The sequence below is a fragment of the Rhodopirellula islandica genome (assembly GCF_001027925.1).
Taxonomy (GTDB): domain Bacteria; phylum Planctomycetota; class Planctomycetia; order Pirellulales; family Pirellulaceae; genus Rhodopirellula; species Rhodopirellula islandica.
Map to the genome: position 1 here is coordinate 108,223 of NZ_LECT01000028.1, position 23,112 is coordinate 131,334.

General features: G+C 57.4%; 18 protein-coding genes. 10 read left to right on the forward strand and 8 right to left on the reverse strand.

Annotation, left to right across the window (positions count from 1 at the left end):
* The first annotated feature begins 5 nt into the window (after positions 1-5).
* The gene (locus tag RISK_RS14105) at positions 6-1,295 is read left to right on the forward strand and encodes a beta-ketoacyl-[acyl-carrier-protein] synthase family protein (RefSeq protein WP_047814947.1); all 1,290 of its coding nucleotides are present in this window, start codon (positions 6-8) and stop codon (positions 1,293-1,295) included.
* Between the two features lie 298 nt (positions 1,296-1,593).
* Here RISK_RS14105 and RISK_RS14110 read toward each other — a convergent pair whose 3' ends face one another.
* Positions 1,594-2,574: a polyprenyl synthetase family protein gene (locus RISK_RS14110; RefSeq protein WP_047815063.1), complete on the reverse strand. Its 981-nt coding sequence runs from the start codon at positions 2,572-2,574 to the stop codon at positions 1,594-1,596.
* Positions 2,575-2,859: 285 nt separating this feature from the next.
* Positions 2,860-3,414 carry a cyclic pyranopterin monophosphate synthase MoaC gene (gene moaC, locus RISK_RS14115; RefSeq protein ID WP_047814948.1) on the reverse strand — a complete coding sequence of 185 codons (555 nt, stop codon included), beginning with the start codon at positions 3,412-3,414 and terminating at the stop codon, positions 2,860-2,862.
* Between the two features lie 1,019 nt (positions 3,415-4,433).
* On the opposite strand from moaC, the gene RISK_RS14120 reads away from it, so the two are divergent.
* From RISK_RS14120 to RISK_RS14140, 4 genes are all read left to right on the forward strand, one after another.
* Positions 4,434-5,006, forward strand: a complete 573-nt coding sequence (locus RISK_RS14120; RefSeq protein ID WP_007329551.1) for a helix-turn-helix domain-containing protein — start codon at positions 4,434-4,436, stop codon at positions 5,004-5,006.
* A gap of 268 nt (positions 5,007-5,274) precedes the next feature.
* Complete coding sequence (locus tag RISK_RS14130; RefSeq protein WP_160311450.1) at positions 5,275-7,707, forward strand: MSCRAMM family protein; 2,433 nt, start codon at positions 5,275-5,277, stop codon at positions 7,705-7,707.
* A gap of 235 nt (positions 7,708-7,942) precedes the next feature.
* The gene (locus tag RISK_RS14135) at positions 7,943-9,796 is read left to right on the forward strand and encodes a SpoIIE family protein phosphatase (RefSeq protein ID WP_047814951.1); all 1,854 of its coding nucleotides are present in this window, start codon (positions 7,943-7,945) and stop codon (positions 9,794-9,796) included.
* A 157-nt stretch (positions 9,797-9,953) separates the two neighbouring features.
* Positions 9,954-11,075, forward strand: coding sequence for a Gfo/Idh/MocA family protein (locus tag RISK_RS14140; RefSeq protein WP_047814952.1), 1,122 nt, complete (start codon positions 9,954-9,956; stop codon positions 11,073-11,075).
* Positions 11,076-11,283: 208 nt separating this feature from the next.
* On the opposite strand, the gene RISK_RS14145 is transcribed toward RISK_RS14140, so the two are convergent.
* On the reverse strand, positions 11,284-12,201 hold the full coding sequence (locus tag RISK_RS14145; protein WP_047814953.1) for a hypothetical protein: 918 nt from the start codon (positions 12,199-12,201) through the stop codon (positions 11,284-11,286).
* A gap of 380 nt (positions 12,202-12,581) precedes the next feature.
* Between RISK_RS14145 and RISK_RS14150 the strand changes: the two genes are divergently transcribed.
* Entirely contained in the window at positions 12,582-13,142 is a 561-nt protein-coding gene (locus tag RISK_RS14150; RefSeq protein ID WP_047814954.1) for a Uma2 family endonuclease, read from the forward strand.
* A gap of 54 nt (positions 13,143-13,196) precedes the next feature.
* Here the strand turns inward: RISK_RS14150 and RISK_RS32625 are convergent, their stop codons facing one another.
* Entirely contained in the window at positions 13,197-14,012 is an 816-nt protein-coding gene (locus RISK_RS32625) for a hypothetical protein (RefSeq protein WP_173442669.1), read from the reverse strand.
* 359 nt (positions 14,013-14,371) lie between these two features.
* Complete coding sequence (locus RISK_RS14160; RefSeq protein WP_390173936.1) at positions 14,372-15,601, reverse strand: UvrB/UvrC motif-containing protein; 1,230 nt, start codon at positions 15,599-15,601, stop codon at positions 14,372-14,374.
* 296 nt (positions 15,602-15,897) lie between these two features.
* Here RISK_RS14160 and RISK_RS14165 point away from each other — a divergent pair, with 296 nt between their 5' ends.
* The 4 genes from RISK_RS14165 (at position 15,898) to RISK_RS14180 (ending at position 20,048) form a co-directional block, all read left to right on the forward strand.
* On the forward strand, positions 15,898-16,341 hold the full coding sequence (locus tag RISK_RS14165; RefSeq protein ID WP_047814956.1) for a hypothetical protein: 444 nt from the start codon (positions 15,898-15,900) through the stop codon (positions 16,339-16,341).
* A gap of 5 nt (positions 16,342-16,346) precedes the next feature.
* On the forward strand, positions 16,347-17,462 hold the full coding sequence (locus RISK_RS14170) for a DUF4272 domain-containing protein (protein WP_047814957.1): 1,116 nt from the start codon (positions 16,347-16,349) through the stop codon (positions 17,460-17,462).
* A gap of 124 nt (positions 17,463-17,586) precedes the next feature.
* On the forward strand, positions 17,587-18,912 hold the full coding sequence (gene thiC / locus RISK_RS14175; RefSeq protein ID WP_047814958.1) for a phosphomethylpyrimidine synthase ThiC: 1,326 nt from the start codon (positions 17,587-17,589) through the stop codon (positions 18,910-18,912).
* A 275-nt stretch (positions 18,913-19,187) separates the two neighbouring features.
* Entirely contained in the window at positions 19,188-20,048 is an 861-nt protein-coding gene (locus tag RISK_RS14180; RefSeq protein ID WP_063838441.1) for a polysaccharide lyase, read from the forward strand.
* A gap of 162 nt (positions 20,049-20,210) precedes the next feature.
* Here RISK_RS14180 and phoU read toward each other — a convergent pair whose 3' ends face one another.
* The 3 genes from phoU to RISK_RS14195 form a co-directional block, all read right to left on the reverse strand.
* A complete protein-coding gene (gene phoU, locus RISK_RS14185; protein WP_047814959.1) occupies positions 20,211-20,888 on the reverse strand; it encodes a phosphate signaling complex protein PhoU in 678 nt (225 codons plus the stop codon).
* Positions 20,889-20,976: 88 nt separating this feature from the next.
* Complete coding sequence (gene pstB, locus RISK_RS14190) at positions 20,977-21,825, reverse strand: phosphate ABC transporter ATP-binding protein PstB (protein WP_047814960.1); 849 nt, start codon at positions 21,823-21,825, stop codon at positions 20,977-20,979.
* Between the two features lie 9 nt (positions 21,826-21,834).
* The gene (locus RISK_RS14195; RefSeq protein ID WP_047815066.1) at positions 21,835-23,103 is read right to left on the reverse strand and encodes a PstA family ABC transporter permease; all 1,269 of its coding nucleotides are present in this window, start codon (positions 23,101-23,103) and stop codon (positions 21,835-21,837) included.
* Positions 23,104-23,112: the final 9 nt, after the last annotated feature.

Genomic DNA, 23,112 nt, shown 5'->3' on the forward strand with positions numbered 1-23,112 from the left:
CATCCATGTCGTTGCGTCGCCGAGTCGTCGTCACCGGGATCGGCATGATCAACCCCATGGGTTGGGATGTCGCCACCGTTTGGTCTGGTCTGCAAGCAGGCGGCAGCGGCGTTGCGCCCACGACGCTGTTCAACGCCAGCGGTTTCCCCACGAAAATCAGTGCGGAAATCAAGAACTGGGACATCACCCAAGCCGTGGAAGACGGCAAGAAACACGTCCAACGCGGTCGTCATACCCAGTTTGCCATCGCCGCTGCCACGCAAGCGATGAACGACAGCGGTGTTCTATCAGCGATGAAAGATCCCACGCGGATGGGCGTCTACCTGGGCAGTGGTGAAGGCAACCAGGACTTCAACACGTTCAGTAAAATGATGGTCGCGGCTCTGGCCGACGGATCCTACGACCCAACCAAGTTCATCGCGGCCGGCTTGAGCTTGCTCGATCCAGCCAAAGAACTGGAGCAAGAACCCAACATGCCGGCGGCTCACCTGGCCGCTCGCTTCAACGCCCAAGGCCCGAACTTCAACTGCTTGACCGCCTGTGCGGCCAGCAGCCAAGCGGTCGGCGAAGCCACCGAAATCATCCGCCGCGGCGAAGCCGATGCCATGCTGGCCGGCGGAACTCACAGCATGATTCACCCCTTCGGCGTGACCGGATTCAACTTGCTGACCGCACTGAGCGAGAGCAACGACGATCCCACCAAAGCCAGCCGCCCCTTCGACGCAGGCCGCAACGGCTTTGTACTGGGTGAAGGCTCCGCCATGGTTGTGCTCGAAGAACTCGAATCTGCCAAGAAACGTGGCGCGACAATCTACGGTGAAGTTGCGGGCTACGGCACCACCGCCGACGCCTACCGCATCACTGACATTCCACCCGATGGCCACGGTGGGATCGCGTCCATGCGAATGGCAATTGCCGACGCGGGACTGAATCCATCCGACATCGGTTACGTCAACGCTCACGGAACCAGCACCAAAGTCAACGACCGCGTCGAGACCAAAGCGTGCCGGGAAGTGTTCGGCGACAACGCGGATCAAACCCCCGTCAGCAGCACCAAGAGCATGATGGGTCACTTGATTGCGGCCGCTGGTGTCACCGAAATGATCGTGTGCCTGATGGCGATTCGCGATTCGGTGTTGCCACCAACGATCAACCAAGACACACCGGACCCCGATTGCGATCTGGACTACGTGCCCAACGAAGCACGCCCCGCCAAGATCACACACGCGCTGAACAACAGCTTCGGTTTCGGCGGCCAAAACGTGACCCTGTGCCTGAGCCGTTTCGACGGCTAAGCAGGCAGTGCCGTTTTTTAACGCGTTTTCACACGGCGCACCCTAGGCAACGCGGCGTTGGTTTCGGTTCTGCACCACGCCCCAACGGGACGTTCGAAATATAGATGGTGGCTGGCGTCTGGGTTTCGCCCCGGATGGGGCCGTCGTGGGAGTTGGGGGCGTCCCTCGCTCACGCGTCGGGTTGTGATGGGTGGTCTTGCGCGACGCTGACGGGCAAAAGTGCCCATCCTCCATGCGTTGAAACGTCGTTGAGGACTGAGGTGACATGCACCTCTCGCGGTCCGGCATCACGCCCGATCTAAAACTTCCGATCAACGGCGAAGTCAGCAATCGTCTTCAGCGACTCAAGCGCCGACGAAGGTGCGAATCCACTGATCGCTTCGATGGCACTGAGGCGATACGATTCCGCCACCTTTCGCGTGTAATCCGCCGCATCGCTCTTCCGCAGCAGTGGCATCACGCCGCCCAACCGATCCTCCGGCGGCAATCGCAACGCATCCAATGCGGCCGCCGCGACGGCTGGGTCATCGTTGCGAAGCAACCGGATCAGCGGCAATGTGATTTTGCCTTGTTGAAGATCCGTTCCCAATGTTTTGCCGACATCGTCGTCGTCGCCCCAAAGATCAAGGAAGTCATCTGCGATTTGAAAGGCGATCCCCAGATCATTGCCAAACCGCGCGAACGCTTCGACTTGATGCTCATCGCCACCACTGAGATCCGCACCGATCTGACAGGACACGCGAGTCAGTTCTGCCGTCTTGCCACGAATGATGTCGAGATAGGTTTCCTCGTCGATGTCCAACCAATCACGGCCGAGCACCTGACGCAGTTCGCCTTCACAAACCTTCTGAGCGGCCTGCCCAACCAAACGGCACGCCAACGTCGATGGAAGCGTTGCGGCGAGGTAAAAACTTTGCGCGAACAGGTAGTCCCCCAGCAAAATACTGGTGTCGTCATTCCACCGAGCATTGATGGTTGGAACGTGACGGCGAGTCGTGGCCTTGTCCAGCACGTCATCGTGAATCAGTGTCGCGGTGTGGACCATTTCGACCACCGTTGCCATCACCACATGATCTTCGGTGGTGGCAGATTCCTCGGTTGTCAGTGGGTTTTTGGCGGTCCGGTCGGCATGCGTGGCGGCTCCCGACAACAGCAACAACGCGGGTCGCAAACGCTTTCCACCGAGCTGGGTCCCGTGACGCAAGACTGGCACCAATGCCTCATATCGGGATTGCAGTTCACGGTGCAGGCGAGCATCCACCGCCGCCAATGACTCCACAATCGGAGCGTAAATCGACCGCAGAGGACTGGAATCGCCGGCGTCCAACGATGAACCGATGTCACCTTCCGACGCATGAGCGGACGAATCGGACCGGTCCGCTCGCTTGGAAACAGCGGACTTTGAAGATGGAGGGACCACAGACCGATCCATGACGCGACCAGAGAAACAAAAAGGGGAATTGAAAACCGCCAATCATCCGGCGACAGGGCGTTTATGAATACCCCCGTATGACTTAAACCGAACACCGGCTCGGAGGACAACCTCGAATTCCCTCGCGATTTTTCAATTGGCTGAATCCCCTGCGGTTGCTTCTCCCGAATCAGGCGTTCGCTGGAACACACCGCTCTTGCCGCCGGACTTCGACTCCAACCGCACCTGATCAATCTCCATCGATCGATCCACCGATTTCAGCATGTCGTACACGGTCAGGGCCGCGGTGGTGGCCGCGGTCATCGCTTCCATCTCAATTCCGGTCTTGCCTGTCGTCCGAGCCGTTGCGATGCACCGCAGGGATTGGCGAGCAGCCCCAGCAACCTCGCCCGGCTCGGAATCGGTCACCCAATCAAAGTCGATGGACACCGCTTCGATCGGAATCGCGTGACACAACGGGATCAAGTGGGACGTCCACTTGGCCCCTGCGATTCCCGCCAACCTCGCCACTGCCAGGACATCGCCCTTCTTGGCATCGCCACGACGAATTGATTCGGCGGCATCGGCTGACAGCCGAATCAGCGCCGACGCGACCGCTTCGCGGACCGTGGTCTCCTTGCTGGTCACGTCGACCATGTGGACTTCCCCGGCAGCATTAAAATGAGTCGAGCGTGGTTCGGGTTTCATGGCGGAATCAAAACGGCGAAGACAATTGTAGAACGGGCTCGGTCAAGACACGCGTTGACCACGCCAGGCTCGGGCCCAGGCAACTTTAGCTGCCGCCCACATGAGCACAACCAAAGCGGCATGCACATTCAGATCCACTGGCCTCAATCAAACCCTCTCAGGTGAGCCTGCCAGGCTCTGAGAAGCGATCCTGGCGATTCCAGCGATGATTCCGTCACACAAGGCTGGCGGCATCACCCAAGCCGGGTGGGCGTGGGGAACCAAACCGTTACCCCCGGCATCCAATCAAAAAGATTTGGGAAAGTTTTTTTGGCAATGTTGATTGATGTTGACAAGCAAAACACGTGATTCCAGCAGTCGATTCGCTGATAGTGATTGTTCGCGATGAATCACATTAAAGAGTTGACCCGGATTTACTCGACACTATGTCTCGGAAGGGAGCAGTTTGGCTTCGGCTGAAACGCTCCCGGACACCCAGGGGGGAATTCTGGGAAAAGGTGCTTCGGTGTCTCACCGCCGCAGGAAGGGTTCGTCATGATGACGGTCCACAATTGCAATGGTGATTCCTAGCACTGCCAACGGGCGATCTCAGCCGATCGTTCCGCACCAACAAATCGTATTGCATGAACCCAACGTCAGGATGACGCTGGGGGGAATGAAACGAGTGCGATGTTGCGGAACGCTGGGCCGAGTGTCACTTGCGGGCTTTCTATGGTTCTTCCCGCCGATTGCATGCCCATGCGGTCGTTTGACCAGACTCATTACATTTTCATCGCGAGAATCCCGAATCGGAAAGCGTTCAGCAGGACGCGAGCCGGCAGGCCCAGACCCAGCGTTTGACAACCTCAACCATCATCAATCGAAGCACGACCCACCGTGAACAGATTGGTTCCCAACGAGATTTTCGTTGAGAGCGTGTGGATGAGAACGGAGAGCGAAAGAAGGGCCACAGGGGCAATGGTTACCGACGCACCATTGTTCCAAGGGAAGAATCAACGAGGCGTTTTGGAGCACCTAGTATGAAGGTCTTCACAACTGGACAGGTCGCTAAGATCTGTAAAGTTGCCCCACGAACTGTTAGTAAATGGTTCGATTCGGGGCGTTTGAAAGGCTACCGCATTCCTGGATCGCAAGATCGCCGGATCCCGCGGGAGTATTTGATTAAATTCTTGAAAGAGCATGGTATGCCCTTGGGCGACCTGGAAGACGAAGCGATGGCAAAGTGCCTGATCGTCGCCCAGGACCAAGTTCTCATTGAGAACCTGAAGCGTGAATTGCCACCCGAGAAATCGTTCAAAGTCGCTGTTGCAGCCAGCGGATTTGAAGCGGGAATTCAAGCCGAAAGCTTCAACCCAGACTGCATCATCGTGGACTTCTCGATCGGCAAGATCGAAGCGGTTCAGATTTGTCAAAACCTGCGAAAGAACATCGATTTCACCGATATCGTGTTGATTGCGTTGTTGCCAGATGATGGTCAACCAATGAGCTTCGATCGCAGTAGCATCAACGAGACGTTCAAAAAACCGTTCGACGCCCACTTGTTGGCAGAACGTTTGCGAACCCTCGTCGGAGCAAAGAAGGAGTTGGTCTAAGACCGACTTTGAAGGGCCTCTGTGCCACCCCGCCTCGACGCCCTTCATGCGAACCCGCTCGCATGAAGGGCGTTTTTTCGTTGGCACCTGCCCTCATCAACCAATCTCCCTTCTCGGCGAATGGGTTGTGTGAACAGAACACCTGGCGCATCGCAACTTTCTTGCGACTCAAATTTGCGTCCCCTCTCTGGGATCGATAAAACCATGGACGATCGTTCGCGTTCGTCCATTGGAATCATCGAGGTCAGCCATGCGCCACGAAAAGACAATGCCTTGCACGAAAAGTGCTTGGTTCCTCCTCGCTTGCTTCGCGAGCATCTGCTGGCCGCCCATCCAAGCCCAGGACACAACGGCGAAGGCGCCCCCGCATGTCAGTGGCCCCACCGTCACCGGCACCATCGTGATGCCCGACGGCAGTCCATCCAGCGGAGCAACCGTCTTCCTGTTGGAAAGCAACGGGCGCTCATTTCGTTTGCCCACGCATCCGTTGAGAACGGAAACCCAATCGGATGGAACATTTCAGTTCGACAACGTCCCCGTCGGCAGACATCGCTTGTGGGCAGAGACGGATCAATTCACGACGCTGGCTGAGAAACTGCGAGGCGCCATCATCCACGTCGAAGCAGAACCGCCGAGCGAACCCAGCGACATCGAATTGAATCTGCATCCCGGCTGTGGTTACGACGTGGTCGTGCACGATGCCGAGACGGAGCAACCGATCCCCAACGCACGGATCTCGTTTGGCTGGACCGACATCGTTCGCGAATACGCCACCGACGACGATGGCATCGCGAAGCCACGAAACTTGGCGATGTCAGATTGGTACTTCATCGCCAAAGCTGATGGCTACGCCACCAAGTTCCTCAAGACATCCAAGCAAGAACTCGGAACCATCCTCCCGCTTCGGTTTGACTTGGACCGCGGTGGCAAGCTGGTCGGCATCTTGCGAGACGGGAACGACCAACCCATTGCCGATGCCAAGGTTTCGATCACCGCAACATCACGCGGGATGGAACCCGGCTACGGATCGACTGTCACGAATGCAGCCGGCGAGTTTTCGTTCGACGGTTTGCCCCTCGACAAAACGTTCCGACTTTTCGCAAGCAAAGACGGTTACCTCCGCGCCAACCATGAATGCGTGGTGACGTCGGCGGAAGGATCGACTCCAGCCGACTTTGTGATGCTGAAACGTCCCTATGGCGGGGACGTCCGAGTCACCGTGCTCGACGAGAATGGCGAACCGTTGCCGGAGGCAAAGCTGACCAATCGAGGCAGCAGCACCGCCGATGTTCTTTCCGGCGAGACCAATGATGAAGGGGTCTGCCTGCTGCAAAATTTGTACACTGGCTACGCGGGGTGCCAGGTGACGGTCAAGGCAGATGGCTACATCGCTGTGCAGCACGACGTCGAACCGGGAACCATCGAATCACCGGCACAACTCACGGTCAGCCTTCAACCTGGCAAGACGCTTCGCGGCAAAGTGATTCTTCCCAGCGGTGCCCCAGCGCCCAAACTGACCGTCTATTACGATGGCGGCGAGAACCCCTTCCACGGTCTGGGAGGCCGAGTCGAAACCGACGCCGAGGGCAAGTTCGAAATTCGCGGACTGGAATCTCAAACCACGCTGACCCTTTCAACGCCATCGAAGTATGCCCCCGTTCGAAAACTTCTCGTGCAAGTCATCGACGAAGAGCTTGAACTTCCACTGCAAGCCGCTGGCGTCCTGATCGCTCGCGCGGTGGACGCGAGCACGAATGCTCCCATTACCAGCTTCAATGTCAAACTCGGGTTCTGCGAAGACAGGCGAGCTGGCGACCCTCGTCCAGGCGGAATCTCGTCGAGTCTGACACGTCAGGGTGAAAACATTCAGGGCACCAAAAAGGAGTTTCGCCTGAACGGTCAGACGCCGGGCACGCCGTACAAACTGATCGTTTCTGCGGACGGCTACGAAACCAAGATCGTGGATAGGGCCGAAGTCCAATCGGCGGAAGGGGCCGAGACGCTGGACGTGCCTCTGAAACGCCTGCGGGCGGAAGATTATCACGCCGTCGCTGGCCAACTGCTCGACTCCGAAGGGAATCCGATCGCCGGCGCGTCGGTACGATTGTTGGTCGGTGGCGCCGTCCCACAACCGATGGGCAATGGGCGGATGCAGGGCTGGCGTTTCTATCACTGGGGGTTGCTACGACGCGACGACATCGAAAACCGAGACCAATGCTTGCAATTTTTTAAAGCCACCAGTGACGCCGACGGCCGATTCGAATTCACCGGCGTCCGAAAGGAGACTCCGTGGCTGGAGCTGTTTTACTTTGGGACGAACTTGATGCCGCAGCGGTATTCGAACCTGCGGGATTTCTCCGACCTGGAACTCACCGACTTGGTCGTCCAAGCCGAAGCCCCCGCCAGCCTGACGATCGACCTCGACCTGAACGATTGGCCGACCGCAGACTCAGTCACGTTGCAAGCGAAGGATTACATCAACGGCCAGAACGCGGTCGATCTGGCTTTCGAGAGTGAATCAAAAAAGCTGGTTGATGGGCCACCAATTGTTTTCTCAGATCTTCCCTCCGGCACCTATTCCGTTCTCCTACAGGCCAAACCGGTGCCGCTCGGGAATGGTGGCTACCGTGTCCAATCGGTTCATCAGCAAGCGATCACGATCGAATCGGGGCGTTCGCACGACATCGAATTAAAACGATGAACGCGTGCAGGCCAGAAACCACGGAAGCGGCGACCAACAGCGCGTATTCGTCGTCGGCAGACCATTTCGACACCGAAATGCTTCCACGCTGACGCCTCGTTTTGAGTTTCGGACGAAGCGGCTACACTAACCCGTCGCGACGGACGACGATCCCTTGCATCATTGATCCGCCCAAAGCTGCTTTTGTGAAATTGCGATTTCTCGCGAGCCGTGCCCGCCTTCCCCCCGTGACTTCATGGCCCATCTCACCGCTTCCATCGACGGCAACCCTTCGGGCACGTTTCAGTTAGACCGAGACGAAATGCAGGTGGGACGTCACCCCGATTGCGACATTGTGGTCGACGCCGGAGCCGTCAGCCGTTTCCATGCGAAAATCGTCAAGACGGGCAACGAGTTCGCTGTCGAAGACGCCGGCAGTCGCAACGGAACCTTCGTCAACGGGCAACTGCTGGCGCGGCCTCACGTGCTCTCCGAAGGCGACCGAATCCGAATCAGCGAAGTCATGCTGGTCTTCCACGGCGACGAAGCACCGGGCTTTGCCAGCGGAAGCGGCAGTGGCGAAATGACCTTCGATGGATCCAATTTTGGGATCTTGATGGTCGATGAGACTCACGCGAAACAGATCACTGGTCCCAAGGTCGAGTTTCGTTCGGGTGACGATGGCCTGAAGATGTCGGCGACGGCGGAAGCCAAACTGGCCGCCTTGATCGCCATCAACAGCAATCTGACCGGTGCCATTTCCGTCGATGACGTGCTGCCCAAAGTCCTCTCGAGTTTGTTTCAAATCTTTCCATCGGCCGACCGCGGTTTTGTGGTCATGGAAACCCCCGACGGGGCATTGGTTCCTCGTTGGGTCCAATTGCGAAACAAAACGGACGACACCGAAACGATTCGGATCAGTCGAACCATCATTCGCCAAACGATGGAAACCGGTCACACCATTCTGTCGCTCGATGCGATGGACGACAGTCGGTTTGACAGCAGCGAATCGATCGCCGACTTTTCGATTCGTTCGATGATGTGCGCGCCCCTGCACGACGAAGACGGCAATGCCATCGGCGCTTTGCAAATTGACTCCACCCAGGGTCGCGGCCAATTCCGAGACGAGGACATCGACTTGCTGACCGGCATCGCTGCCCAAGCCAGTGTGGTGATCAACAACGCTCGCATGCACGAACGCGCATTGCGACAACAGGAAGTCGAACAAGATCTCAAGCTTGCCAAAGAAGTCCAGCGAGCCTTCCTTCCTGCAAAAGAACCGAAGGTTCCAACCTATTACCTCGAGAGTTTTTACCAAGCCGCCAACCACATCGGCGGCGACTACTTTGACTACGTCGACCTGCCGGACGGACGGCTCGCTGTCGTGGTGGCGGATGTCGTCGGCCACGGGGTGGCCGCCGCGATGTACATGGCCAAACTGTCGGCGGAGACTCGATTTTGCCTGGCCAGCGAACCCGATCTCGCTCGCGCGGTGGAACGTCTCAACGACCGCATGAGCGCCTTGGAAGTCCAACGCTTCGTGACTTACCTGTTGGTTGTGATCGACCCGCAGTCCAATGAACTCAAGATCGTCAACGCAGGCCACATGCCTCCCATCGTACGCGATGCGGTGACTGGCAAAATCAGCGAACCGGGCGACGAAGACTCCGGCCTGCCGATCGCGATCGACGAAGGCATGGACTACGCCGTGACCACGGTCCCCATGCACGCGGGTGACCTGGCGTTGATGTACACCGATGGTTTCAGTGAAGCACTCAACGCAAAAGAAGAAGAGTGGGGAACCGATCCACTTCGCCAAATTGTTCTCAATGCGGTCCCCTCGGGCGAAGACGACGAGCCCTTGGCCAAAACGGTCAAGGGTGACATCGTTCGCCAAGCGTTCGAGCACATGGGAAGCGCAGTGCAATTCGACGACATGTGCCTGGTCATCATTGAACGAACCGAAGATGCCGCCGGAGGCAAACCGCGAAGCGCCCCCGCCCTTGCCGAACCCGGTGAAGAACCACCCAAAACCTCCAAACAATCTGAAACGATCAACGAACTGGATATCAACGACACCCTGCCAACCGATCTGTCGGAAAACGGCTGATCGCCTAACGCACCTTGTGTTTTCGATCACCGTCACCGGCACGTGTTTCGACCCGCTCCATGACGCAAGAAGGTCTTGACGACTTTCGCGACGTTGACCTCCAATTTTTTCAGCTCTCCCAGACCTCTCGCCGCCTTCTTAAGACACGCAACTCATCATGACCAAGACAACCTGCCGCTGGGGAATCTTAGGCGCCGCAAACATCGCTCGTAAAAACTGGAAAGCCATTCGGATGAGTGGGAACGGCGTCGTTGCCGCCGTCGCCAGCCGGGATGTGCAGCGGGCCGAATCCTTCATCCACGATTGCTCGCTGGAATGCCCCCCCGTGACCACTGCAGCCGATGGCTCCGCGGAACTGACTCGCCCCGAGGCCATGGGCGATTACCAAGCGATGCTGGACCGCGACGACATTGACGCGGTTTACATCGCTGTGCCAACGACGCATCGCAAAAAATGGGTGCTCGCCGCGGCCGCAGCAGGCAAACATGTGATCGCTGAAAAACCATTCGCCGTTCACAGCGACGACGCCAACGAAATGGCCGATGCCTGCCGCGAAGCTGGTGTGAACCTGATGGACGGCGTGATGTTCGATCACTCCAGCCGACTGCCTGAACTCAAACACACGCTGACCGACCCGGTCGCGTTTGGCGACCTGAAACGAATCCAAACGCACTTCTCATTTTGCGGTGATGACTCGTTCGAAGAAGCCAACATTCGCGCCAATGCAGAACTCGAACCACACGGTGCACTCGGCGACCTGGGTTGGTACTGCATCCGATTCACACTTTGGGCCGCCGGGGACCGACTGCCAGTCGCCGTCAGCGGCCAATCGACCGTCCGCTTGGATGAAGGCCGCGTGCCCGGTGAATTTCAAGGCGAGATGCGATTTGATGACGGACTGACCGCGGGCTTCTTCTGCTCGTTCTTTTCCGTCAACCAGCAAACCGCCACCCTCTCCGGCAACCGCGGCTATGTGACACTGAACGATTTCGTGCTGCCATTCAACGGCTCCGAATCCAGCTGGGAAACGCACCAGCACGAACTGTTCATCGACAACTGCCGCTGGAACTTCGGCAAACACACTCGCCAACAGGGCGTCACCGAACACGCCAGCGGCGAAGCGGACTCCCAAGAAACACGCATGTTCCGGCACTTCGCGGACGAAGTCCTGCACGGCCGCGTCGAGACTCGCTCGTCGGACATCGCGATCAAGACCCAACAAGTGCTTGACGCACTGCGTCGCAGCGACGCCGACGAAAGCAATTGGGTCTCGCTCTAGCAGGTAAACAGGAATGATGGGGAAGAACCAATTGAGCCGTCTGGGCGTTGGCCTGGACTGCGAACCGCCTGGAGCTCCAGAGGACTTCGGTTGCGCAAGTTTTACCCCGAAGGGATGGCAGACAGGAGCCGGTGGTTTGAACGATGCTATCCTTACCGAATTTTCAGCAGTCCAGCGTTGGCACCGATTGAACGCCCCGTCGTCCGTTTCAGCTGGGCTTCTCATAAAACTTGCTGATATCCAGTTCTTGCTTCTGCTCCTGTTCCATCAACTTCAAACGTGACTCCATTCGTTCGATACGCCGGAGCAACAGCGGGATCGTGTCACGATCTTCGGTCACGCGAACGGGGCGAGGCACCGGTGGGTAACCCAGGTGCCGCTGCATCGCACCAAACAAGTACACCGGATCTTTGCGACGGTTCGCCAAAGCGATGCGGCCTTCTTTCTCGCCAAACAGAAACGGCCCCTTCTGACTGGCGTCTTGATCAGCTTCGATCAACCGGCGCCGATACTCTTCGCTGCCCAGAAACAGCAAATCCGCCAAGTCAACCAGGCCCACCTGGGCTCGCAGATTCAGCAACCACTGCGACCATGACGAGTCGTAAACCGGATCCTGGCTCATCGCCAACAAGCCTGCGTCATAGCCCAACCGGTTTCGCGAAAGCGTTTCGAACTGAAAGAAAAAGAAGCCGCAACGATTGTGCTGCAACATCGCTTCCGGAGTGGCCGGCCCGCGATGGTGCGGATTGGCCCGTGCAGCCGGCAACGCGTCCGACTCCACCGCTTCCAACTGCTCACTGAACTGAGACCGCAACTTCGCATCCGCCTGCAAAATCTGCAGAGCCAAGTGAATGGTGAAGCGCCCGGCCTCCTCTTCGGATTCGTTGATCAGATAGGTTTGAAAGGGCGAGAAATAGTGCGACAGTCGCTCCATCGCCGGGCCCATCAAACCCGTGTGCCGCAGTTCGGTCAGCATGAACTCGATCGCCATCGGCAACCGAGTTGTCGCCAACAGTTCGTGCCGCAATTGCTCAAGCAACTCCTGCATCGGAGTTTGCTCGGCGATGCGTTGTCGTAGCAAATCAAACAAGTACGCCTGTTCGACATATTCGGAGTGCGGCAGCATCAAAGATCTTCAAAGAGAAGCGTGTGTTCGTTTCCAATAGCTTAGCGGATTAGCGGCGAACTCGAATCCGCCCGCCAAAGTGCCAATCCGGCAATGTTCTGCAAAACCCTGCCCATGGCAGAGACCATGCAGTTTTTTGACACTGCATTTCGGCGGATTTCCAAATGGTGTACCTCTCCCGAAACGCAGTTTGGGGAGAGGTCGAGCGACGCCGTTCAGGCGTACGCGAGGGTGAGGGCCGGGCATGAGAAGTGAGGCGCGTTACCCCTCCTTGGAAAGCTCGCATACGTCCGTCCGGCATCACTCCCGCCTTGGCTTCATCCTCGACGTTACAATAGCAGGCAGGGTTTTGTCGGATGTGTCAAAGGAGAACAAGCAAGATGAGTACGGCACTGCAATTGTCACTCGAAGAATACGACCGGATGATTGCTGCGGGAGCATTCGTCGGCATGGACCGACACATCGAATTGATTCGTGGGGAGTTGCGCCAGATGAATCCAGCAGGACCGGTTCACGGGGATTTGATTGCCTATGTGATGACCTGGTCAGCGGAAAACGCTGATCTAAAACGCTTCTTTATCACCGGTCAATCTGGCGTGAACATGCCTGAAGTGGGCAGTCGTCCCGAACCGGACGTGTTCTGGATCCATCGCAAGCGTTACCGCGACCGACATCCTGGAGTGAGCGATGTTGTTCTCGCGATTGAGGTGGCCGATTCCAGCTTGCAGTATGACTTGGGCGAAAAAGCAGACCTATACGCCGAGGCAGGACTCTCCGAATACTGGGTCGTCGATGCACCACACCAGCGACTGCACGTGATGCGTGAGCCAACCGGCAAGGCATACAACCATCGCAAAATCTTTCATTTTGGCGATTCAGCCTCTCCATCGATCCAACCCACCGCGACCCTGGACCTACAAGATCTATTTGAAGGTGAGTGAGGGATCGAACCAGCCAACACCAAGCCTCCGCGTGTTGGCATCACTCGATACCACTCAGACGCTCCCGAATTTCAAGAGGCGTCCCACGGCTCCACGACCACCCAAGAAACGAAGCGGTGCAAGTCCTCCCAGCAAGGCGAACAGGGCCAACGCACTTCCCGGTTCGGGAACGGCGATGACAGAAGTGCTGGACAAGGAAAAGTTCAGGCTATACCCCGTTGACGCTTGGACCGTTTCCCCGGGGTCTCCCACCACACTGTAGCGGGACTTCGTGACCAAGTTGTACGATCCAGGAGCGAGTTCCAGTGCGGCAATGCTGAAGAGAGCATCGCCGTCGAAGATCTTGAAAATCTCGATGTCCGTTGGTGGTGTACTCGTGCCGCCAGTGCTTGTCGCGTCGAGATGTCCATCAAGTTGGATGGTGGAATTGCGGATGCGAGTTCCATCGGAAAGATCGTCTCCGTGCCCACTGACTGGCTCGAGAGCGCCCTCCGCTGTCACGCTCGCGGAGAGCGTAAGATAAGCCGTTTCATTGATGTAAAAGGACACTTGAGTTGTATCGAAGATAGTGGCCTCGTCATCCAGTGTGCCAGCAATTGCCACTTCACCGCTCGTCGAACCGGTAAAGTCAAATCGCAGATGACTGTTCTCATCGAAGGAATAAGAAGTGTATTCCTGCTTGACCGTCGCTCGACTGTGCTCGGTGACAGGATCTAGGCCGTAGTCCGTCTCGGTGATGGTCGTATTCATGAACGCCGGCCCATTCGTATTGCTTCCACTGAACTGCTGGCCATACGTCTCATCGCGACCGTCACGAGCGTGCACCGTCGTGATGGAGGCTTGCTGCTGAATTTGATGCGAGTGAATCACCAACGCTGCTTCCGAACGCGACTCCATCCCGAAAAGAAGGAGTGCAAGAGAAAGACCAAGCAAAGAAAGGGAACATCCTGTTCGCGTCATCATGTCCGTCCATGGGGCAAGTCTGGAGGTGTAGGAAAGCGAGGCAAGGCGGATCGTAGACACCTGCTTCCGTTTGAACAAGTGAGAAACTGGGCTGCCAATCAGACAACCGGACCTGCTTAGGACAATGTGAACAACAAGTGACGTAGCGGAAGGGCGCGAGCCCTCCGGTTCCTCACCGGGCGGCTTGCGCCACACCGCTAACATCGTCACTTGTTGTTCACGCGTTGCTACCCACCGGAGCAAATCAAGGAACGCCGCACCCCATCTCAAAGTGCCTCCGCACGATGATGCGCAAGATGGTGATAGCGTCTGCCGGCGGCTTCCGGCTGGAACGTTTGCTTCAGTTCGCCGCGGTGCTTGCGAAACCACTTGGAAACCACCGCGACGCTGTGCGGGTGATCAGCCCGGATCCGTTCATGCCGTCGCTTCAACATCGACGCCCACTTCTGCATCGTCGGGCGTAGTTGCTGGTATTGGTCGCGGTCTTTGGGCGCCGCGACCACGTCGATGATTTCACCGGATCGAATCAAGTACCAAATCGAACAAGCGTCGTACCCCGTCGCCGCGTAAACAAACGAATAATCGCGACGAGCGTGCGACAAGTAAGACAGTTTGCGAGTTGCGTATGCCAGTGACTTCATCGTGTCACGCGCTCGCGAAGCCAACTCGTATTGCTGATTGGCCGACGCAGACTCCATCAACTCTTGGATGGCGATCAAGGGCTCGTCGTTGAACCCGTCCAGAAAGCTCTCCGCTGCCACGACGCGTTTCAAGTAATCTTTGCGAGTGCAAGCGGCCGCGCAGGGCCCCAGGCACGTGCCGATTTCCAGACGCAAACAACCAGGGCGTGGCTGCCGGTCAAACAAGGAAAGCTGGTCTTGAAACTGAAAGACCGTTTGTTGACTGCAGTCGCGAAGTTGAAACGTTTTGTTGAGCGCGTCGATCACATCTCGCATGCGCGCCAGTCCGAAAAACGGCCCTTCGACGGCAACACAATCCGAAGTGGGCGGGGTGCTGGCGAGGAAGAACGTCTCCGCTGGCTTCCGCCCCAAGCACAGGTAAACAGCCCGCTGCCTCTGCGGCACGCCTTGAACATTGAATCGAGGTGCCCAACGACGAATCAAATCGAGTTCTCGAAGTTGGGCGGCGAAGTCACTCGGCTGGGTTTCCCACTGAATCGCGCGCGAATTCTCGATGATGCGGCCGCCCTTTTCCTTGGACGCTGCTTCTCCAAAATAGCTCATCAAACGATGCCGAAGCGATCGACTCTTGCCGACATAGATCAACTCACCGTGCCGGTCAAACATGCCGTAGACCCCAGGAACGGGGGGACACTGACGCTTGACCTTGGTTTGTAGCGTCGCGGAGTCCTCCGCACCGACCATGTCACACGGTCGATCGCCATAGGGATCCAAAGGGTCGCTGCCGAAACCATCGACGAGCCGGGTGGACAAAGACTGAGGCGGTGTTGCGGCCCGCTTCTTTTTCGGACGGATCTTGGGATCATTTGCGGCGGGAGCGTCGCTCACCAACGCCCCGGCGAGCAAGTCATTTCCGCTGGTCTCGCGTTTTTTGCGTCCTTTACGTTTTGCCACCGTATCTCTTTCGCCACCATCCGTGGGATTTTCGCTCACGGCCGAATCGCCGTGGCAATGCAGAGTATTCCATCTTTGCGGTCGTTGACCAAGCGGAAATTGGCGCAAGCCCGCCGCGGGGACTTCTCTTTCTAGGCGTTTTCGTGTTCAATATCGGACTTCCCTTTCACCCCTCACAAGCTGCGCCCTGACGCTTTATGGCTACCGAGCAAACCGAAGACACGCCCCCAGAAGAAATTCCCGTCGAAATCGTTCTGCGCTACAACAAAGACGATACCGACGAGCATGGCTTTGCGTCGGTTTGGAACGTTGCCTCAGCCACTTGTGACGGCGACACCGCGCGGACCCGCGACATGGCGGGACGAATGCTCGGATTCTTGTGCAAAAAAGACTACGAACACGTTGTCTGCAGCTCAACCGACGCTTCTTACCTGGATGAATGGTTCGAACGCGACAAAGCGATCCTCTACAACTGGAAAGCTGACAGCGAAACGACCGACGCAATCACCCAGCACGCTTATGTGCCGGCCGCTGCGATGATCAGTTTCCTGAAACGCGAGAAGTTCAAACCAACTGCGAACTACAGCCCTCGCCGGGCTGACCGCGTGGCTTGGTTCCAAGAAAAGTGGGGCCTCGGCTGAGCCCGATGGGCAACCTGTCCGAGCCACCCTCTTCTTCGGTTCACTTTGCCATTTCGACGGTTCGCGTTCCCGCGAACCCCATCGAAAAAGAGTCGAATCTCGGGGTCACTGAACTGGCCCCCGACGCAGCCGAAGACCTGCTGGAAGAATGCTGGGAACAGATTGATTCACCGAATCAATCTCCCCACCCGTTGGCCGCGCCTCTGCAGCGGCACCTTCAACGTGCCCGGCACATCTACCGATTCGAATCGCCAGACCATTCGTTGGCTGAGATCCTTTCACCCGAATGGCAAGACTGGGCATGGAGCGCGAACGCTCTGTGGTGGACCTCCGCTTCGGATGGCAAGCCAGCGTTGCTCAGCGACCCCGCGGGGCGACAACTGCACGGCCCAGGTTCCTTCGACGCGAAGGCTCAGATCCCCTTCCTTCCGGAATCGCGGCAGCGACGCATTGAGTCTGCCACGGTTCTCCGCAATCGAAACCTGGATCCAGTGGATGGCACCGCCCCGCTGCCCAGCAGCAGCGAGACCGAAACGTTTGCACCCGCGATCGCCGCCAAGCGAATGCTCGGACTGTTCGCCGTCGCGGCTCGCGCCGAAGCAATGGCCAATGGCCAGACGCTCGATCTCGACCGAGTCCGGGAGCGATCCCCGCTGGCGGCGGATGCGCTGACGCCTGCTGAAAAAGATTTCTTCGACCTGGTTTCACCTCCCGCTGAGATGGTCGACACGGCCGCCTGGCGTTACGAATCACTGCACACGCTGCAGTGGGCGTTGCAGATGCAACCAGACCTGGACTGGGCCGATGAACGCTGCGACCTCGCCAGCGTGCTGCGATTGATCCTCTCACTGCCGCACGAAGACCTGATCGGGCACGCGATCTTGCGGCCCATCGAGGAACTGCTTCAAGCCGCTGACTTGCATGTTTGCTTGTGGTGGAAATTGGCGGTGGAGGGTGCGGCGGGACGAGAGATCCCCGGCGGATTGGACCCTGGCGTTGTGGCGGAACGCGTGCACGCACTGACGTGGCTGCTGCAACTGTCCGGCGGCGTTCCCGAGGAGGCTGCTGACATGTCCTGGGATCAAATTGGCCGCGAAATCGAATGCGGCATCGTCGGTTGATCCGACGCACCCACCGCTGGCCCAACCTGCCGGAGTCGCCTTTTTACGGCCTACTCGATGCACCAGTGCTGACGTATAACTTTGACCAACCCATTCGCACTCCGAATTCCTGAGTTCTAATCGCATGACCCAGCTGCTGTCTGCCCGCGCGGGCGAAATCACTTCCGAAATGGAATCCGTCGCCAAACGCGAAAACTTGCCAGTCGAGCTGATTCGCGATGAAGTCGCCGTGGGACGCATGGTGATCCCAGCCAACAAAGTTCACGCCGCTGGTGCCTTGGAACCCATGGCCATTGGGATCGCCGCCAAGTGCAAGATCAACGCCAACATCGGCAACAGCGCCGTGACGAGCAACGTTGGTGAGGAACTGGAAAAGCTCCACACTGCCGTCCACTTCGGTGCCGACACGGTGATGGACCTGTCGACCGGCAAAGACATCGACAACATCCGTCGTCAAATCATCGACAAGAGCCCCGTGCCAATCGGGACCGTGCCGATCTACCAAATGTTGGAAGAGCTCGGCGGCAACATCGAAGACATGAACGCCCAGCACTTCTTGGACATGGTCGAGCACCAAGCCAAGCAGGGCGTTGACTACATGACGATTCACTGCGGTGTCAAACTGGAACACCTGCACCTGACCGTCAACCGCGTGACCGGAATCGTCAGCCGCGGTGGATCCCTGATCGCCAAGTGGATGATGGCCCACAACAAGCAAAACCCATTGCTAGAAGCCTTTGACGACCTTTGCGACATCATGCGTGAGTACGACGTGACCTGGTCGCTCGGTGATGGACTGCGTCCTGGTTCGATCGCAGACGCATCCGACGACGCTCAGTTCGCCGAACTGGACGTCCTCGGCGAATGCACCAAACGCGGCTGGGAAAAAGGCACGCAGGTCATGGTCGAAGGCCCCGGGCACATTCCTTTGGACCAAATCCAAATGAACATCGAGCGGCAAATCGAAGTCTGCCACGGCGCCCCGTTTTACGTGCTCGGTCCCCTGGTCACTGACATCGCCCCTGGCTACGACCACATCACCAGCTGCATCGGTGCGGCCAACGCCGGCATGCACGGTGCTGCCATGCTCTGCTACGTCACACCGAAGGAACACCTGGGCCTGCCCAACGAAGAAGACGTCAAACAAGGCGTGATCGCTTACAAGATCGCCGCCCACACCGCCGATGTCGCCCGCAAACGCAAAGGCGCCCAAGATCGCGACGACGCGCTTTCCAAAGCCCGCTTTGATTTCGACTGGAAAGAGCAATTCCGCTTGTCGCTCGACCCGGAAACGGCCCAGCGATACCACGACGAAACGCTTCCTCAAGACACCTTCAAGAGCGCTCACTTCTGCAGCATGTGCGGACCAAAGTACTGCTCCATGAAGATCACCGAGGACATCCGTCAAATGGCCAAAGAAAAGAAACTCGTTGGACTCCCAACAACCTGATCGACCAAACGAGCCATTGGTCCTGCTGACGATACGATTCAAAGCCTCCCAACTGCCTCGCAGTTCGGAGGTTTTTTCGTGCTCGCACCGCGACCGCAGAATCGGCCTGACACCAGCCTCACCAACCAGCCGGCCACACCCGAGATACAACCAACCGTTCGGAGCCAACCAATGAATGCTATCCTGATCGAGGCTGTGCTACCGACTCGCTTGATGCCGCAGCACGTGAATGCCGCTTGAACTTGATTCTTCATCCCAAGAGAGCCGGGCAGACCATGACCCGAATTCCCTTCGCGTTGCTGCTGCTCTTGATCGCGGCCGGATGCCAAAAACAAGGCGACCGCGACGAAGAATTGTTGTACCTCCGTGCAGCCCTCCCCGCTGAACTGCTCGAGCAGTCACACCTGGACATCCCTAGCCGTGACTGCATTGCCAAGCTTGAAACGCCTGAGGGCACTTCTCTGGGGCTAAGAATCTTTCCAGGCCAGTCCAAATCCCACGGTGGAATCCGAGCGGAGATCAGCCTGGACTATCCCTTCCAGCCTGAAGAAGTCGTCCGCTATTCCTGGCGGTTTCAACTGCCAGAAGACTTCGTCTCGGATGCCCCGCAGAACCGCTGGTGGGTCATCGGACAATGGCATGACCAACCTGACTCCACCAAGAACGAAACATGGGACACGCACCCTTCCTACAGTCCCCCAATCTCACTTTCGATCGCAGAAGTGAATCAGAACCTGCTGCTTGGGATCAGCTATGGAATCACGCACGGCGGTCACGAACAGGCCCATCCCGCTCCGATCCCGATCCAGCGTGGCAACTGGTACACCGTCCACGCGGACATCCACTGGTCGCTGACCGAACAGGGTCGCGCCAAGATCTCCTTGCGAGAAGTCACAGACAGCGACCGAGTGATGACGGGCCCCAACATGAACAATGCCTACCAGCACTACCTTAAGATTGGCATGTACCGCCACCCGGCGATCCAAAGTGAAAACTGGATCCACCTCGATCAAATCACTGCCACCCATCTCACCAAGGAACCGCGTGAGAACGAGACTGGATTTCGCGGAGAGAGCAAACCGCTCAGTGCATCACCGGAGACCGACGCAGGCAGGCCTCACGCGAGAAAGAAATGACGCAATGAACGAGGCGACGAACGGTTGATTGCCCGTAGCCTTTTTTGTGTCGGAGGCGTTGCTCTTCACGCGATGCTTCGCGGTCATCCGCTGCGAACGGAACGACCGAAGTTGGTTTCGCAACGGTGCCGAAACTCGCACCTGCAATCGCCCCACTCCCACTCAGTGGGCTTTGCCTTCTCCGATGTGGTGTTGGTGCCGGACGATGTCACCGCTAACCATGTAGATGGTCTCTTCGGCGACATTGGTCGCCATGTCCGCGATTCGCTCCAGATGGCGAGTGGCGCTGAAGCAGTGAACCGCTGGCTCCACCCAGTCCGTGTCCGTCTTCATCATCGCCTGCAACTCTTCGATCAACTCCACGTTCAGGCGATCCACTTCGTCGTCCCGGGCGATCACCTGGTGAGCCAATTCTGCATCCTGCTCAATGAACGAATCCAGTGCCGAGCGAACCATCTCCAACGTGATGTTCACCATCTGATTGATATCGTCAGGAACGCTAAACAAAGGAAACAAATCCAAGGACCTGCTGCGTTCGGCGATGTTGCATGCCAAGTCAGCCATCCGTTCCAAATCGGCATTCAGTTTGATCGCCGAAACCATCCAGCGAAGATCAATCGCAACGGGCTGGTAAAGCGCCAGCAACTTCAAGCACTCCTCTTCAATCCGGACGTCGTTGGCGTCCACCTTGACGTCCGTTTCGATCACTCGGACCGCCATGTCGGGACGCCGTTCCACGAGCGCCCGAACAGACATCTCGATCATTTGCTCGACCACACCGAACTGCTCCACCAAATCAGTGCGAAGAGCCTGAACGGCTCGATTGAGGTGCTTGCTCATAGGTGATTCCGAATGGGTCTTCCAGACAACAGGGTTGGCCGAAAGCAGAGAATGGGTGGGGGTGGGGCAGGGCCAGGAACAGCCGGGATCAACCGAAACGGCCGCGAACGTAATCGTCCGTTCGCTTTTCCTGGGGCTTGGTGAAGACGTCTTGAGTGGCTCCTGATTCAACCAACTTTCCTTCGAAAAAGAAAGCCGTTCGATCACTACAACGACTCGCTTGCTGCATGTTGTGCGTGACCATGACGATGGTGTACTGCTCACGCAACTCGTAGATCAAGTCCTCGATGGCCAACGTACTGGCCGGATCCAAAGCACTGCAGGGCTCATCCATCAACAAGACTTCCGGACCAACAGCGATTGCGCGAGCAATGCACAATCGTTGCTGCTGCCCACCGGACAACCCCAGCGCGGGTGCGTGAAGTCGATCCTTCACCTCGTCCCAAACCGCGGCTTTTCGCAGCGACCACTCCACCAGTTCTTGCAGTTCGCTGCGACTCAGGTAGAGGTGCAACCGAGGCCCGAAGGCAACATTCTCAAAGATGGTCTTGGGGAATGGATTGGGTTTTTGAAACACCATTCCAATGCGACGACGAAGGTTCACCACGTCAGTCGACTGCGCCAGAACATCCAAGTCATCGATCATCAACGTCCCGCGACTGTTGGCCGAAGGCACGATGTCGTTCATCCGGTTGATCCATCGGAGCAAGGTGCTCTTGCCACAACCGCTAGGGCCAATGAAGGCAGTCACTTGGTTGCGAGGCACCTCAAGCGAGAGATTGTGAATCGCCTGGAAGGACCCGTACCACGCGCTGAAATCTGCAATTCGAATGCATGTATCGGGCGTCACCTCCGCTTTCGCGGGTGAGTCCGAATGGAGATTCGCCGATCGAGAGACTTCTGACATCGTGGAAGTATTCGCGTTTAGAGCTTTCATTGGACCGTGTTATCCCACCCGCATTTTTTGTCGAAGATAAATCGCCACTGAGTTCATCAGCAACAACACGGCAAGCAACACAATAATCGCCGCCGCAGCGAGTTCTTGATAGGCTGCTTGCTGACGACCGGCCCAATTAAAAATCAGCACCGGCATCGTAACCACATTATCCATCAAATTCTGAGGCCCGGAGTTCTTTGCCACCGCCGCCCCCAAAACCACCAAGATTGGTGCCGCCTCCCCAATCGCTCGGCCCATCGCCAAAATAGCCCCCGTCATGATACCTGGCACGGCTGCCGGGAGCGAAACATTTCGGACGGTTTGCCACTTGGTGGCCCCCAGTCCAAACGAGGCTTCCCGCAAGCTGGAGGGGACCCCACGAAGCGCTTCTTGAGAGGCGATGATCACAATGGGAAGAATGACCAATGACAGGGTCAGCCCAGCTGCCAAGAAGCTTTTCCCAAACGGAAGACGCATGTAATACCACTTCGTTTCGGAGTAAGAACCTCCGCCTTGGCCCTTCCGAACGGTTCGCGCCCGAACCTCCGGGTCGCTTGGTTTGGGTTGCCCCGTGGCAGGATCCCAAACCGCCAATTCAAACGCTTGCCCCTGACGATCGACGGCCTGCATCGGGGCATCAATCGTGATGGTTGTCTTGGCTTCATCGACTTGTGGAATCAGAACCGTGTGGCCACCACCCGCCAAAGAAAGGACTTGATAGTAGTGATCGACGCCGAACAATTCCGTTCCGCTGGATTCGTTCACTTGAATCCGGCCAAAGACATTGAACATGAACACAAACAAACTCAGGCCCAGCAACCCGTAAACGATCGATGGCACGCCGGCCAGATTGGAGATATTCAACTGAATGAAACCATGCAGCATCTTCAGCGGCCTGCTAACCGGTTTGAATTCTTCCAAGAAGATTGCGGTGCCGATGCCAAGCGGGAGCGCCGAGGCGGCACAGATGCCACAAATGAAAATCGACCCCACAATCGACGGCCACATGCCGGCGGATTCAGGATTGAGCTCACTGTGCGAGTTCTGCAGCAAATCAGCGGTCAACCGGGAATGGCCTTGCCATCCGATGGAAACCAGCAAGACCCCCAGCACGACCACGCTCAAGCCGGAGATAAAAACGCAAAGCAGATAGAACAAACGGCTGTAGAGTTTGCGTCGACTCGAATTGTCCGTCGACACCGAGAACTCACCCTCCGTGAACCCAGAACCTGGGGGAGGGCTGTGGTCATCGACTGGTGCGGTAGAAGCAGTCGCCATGGAATTGTC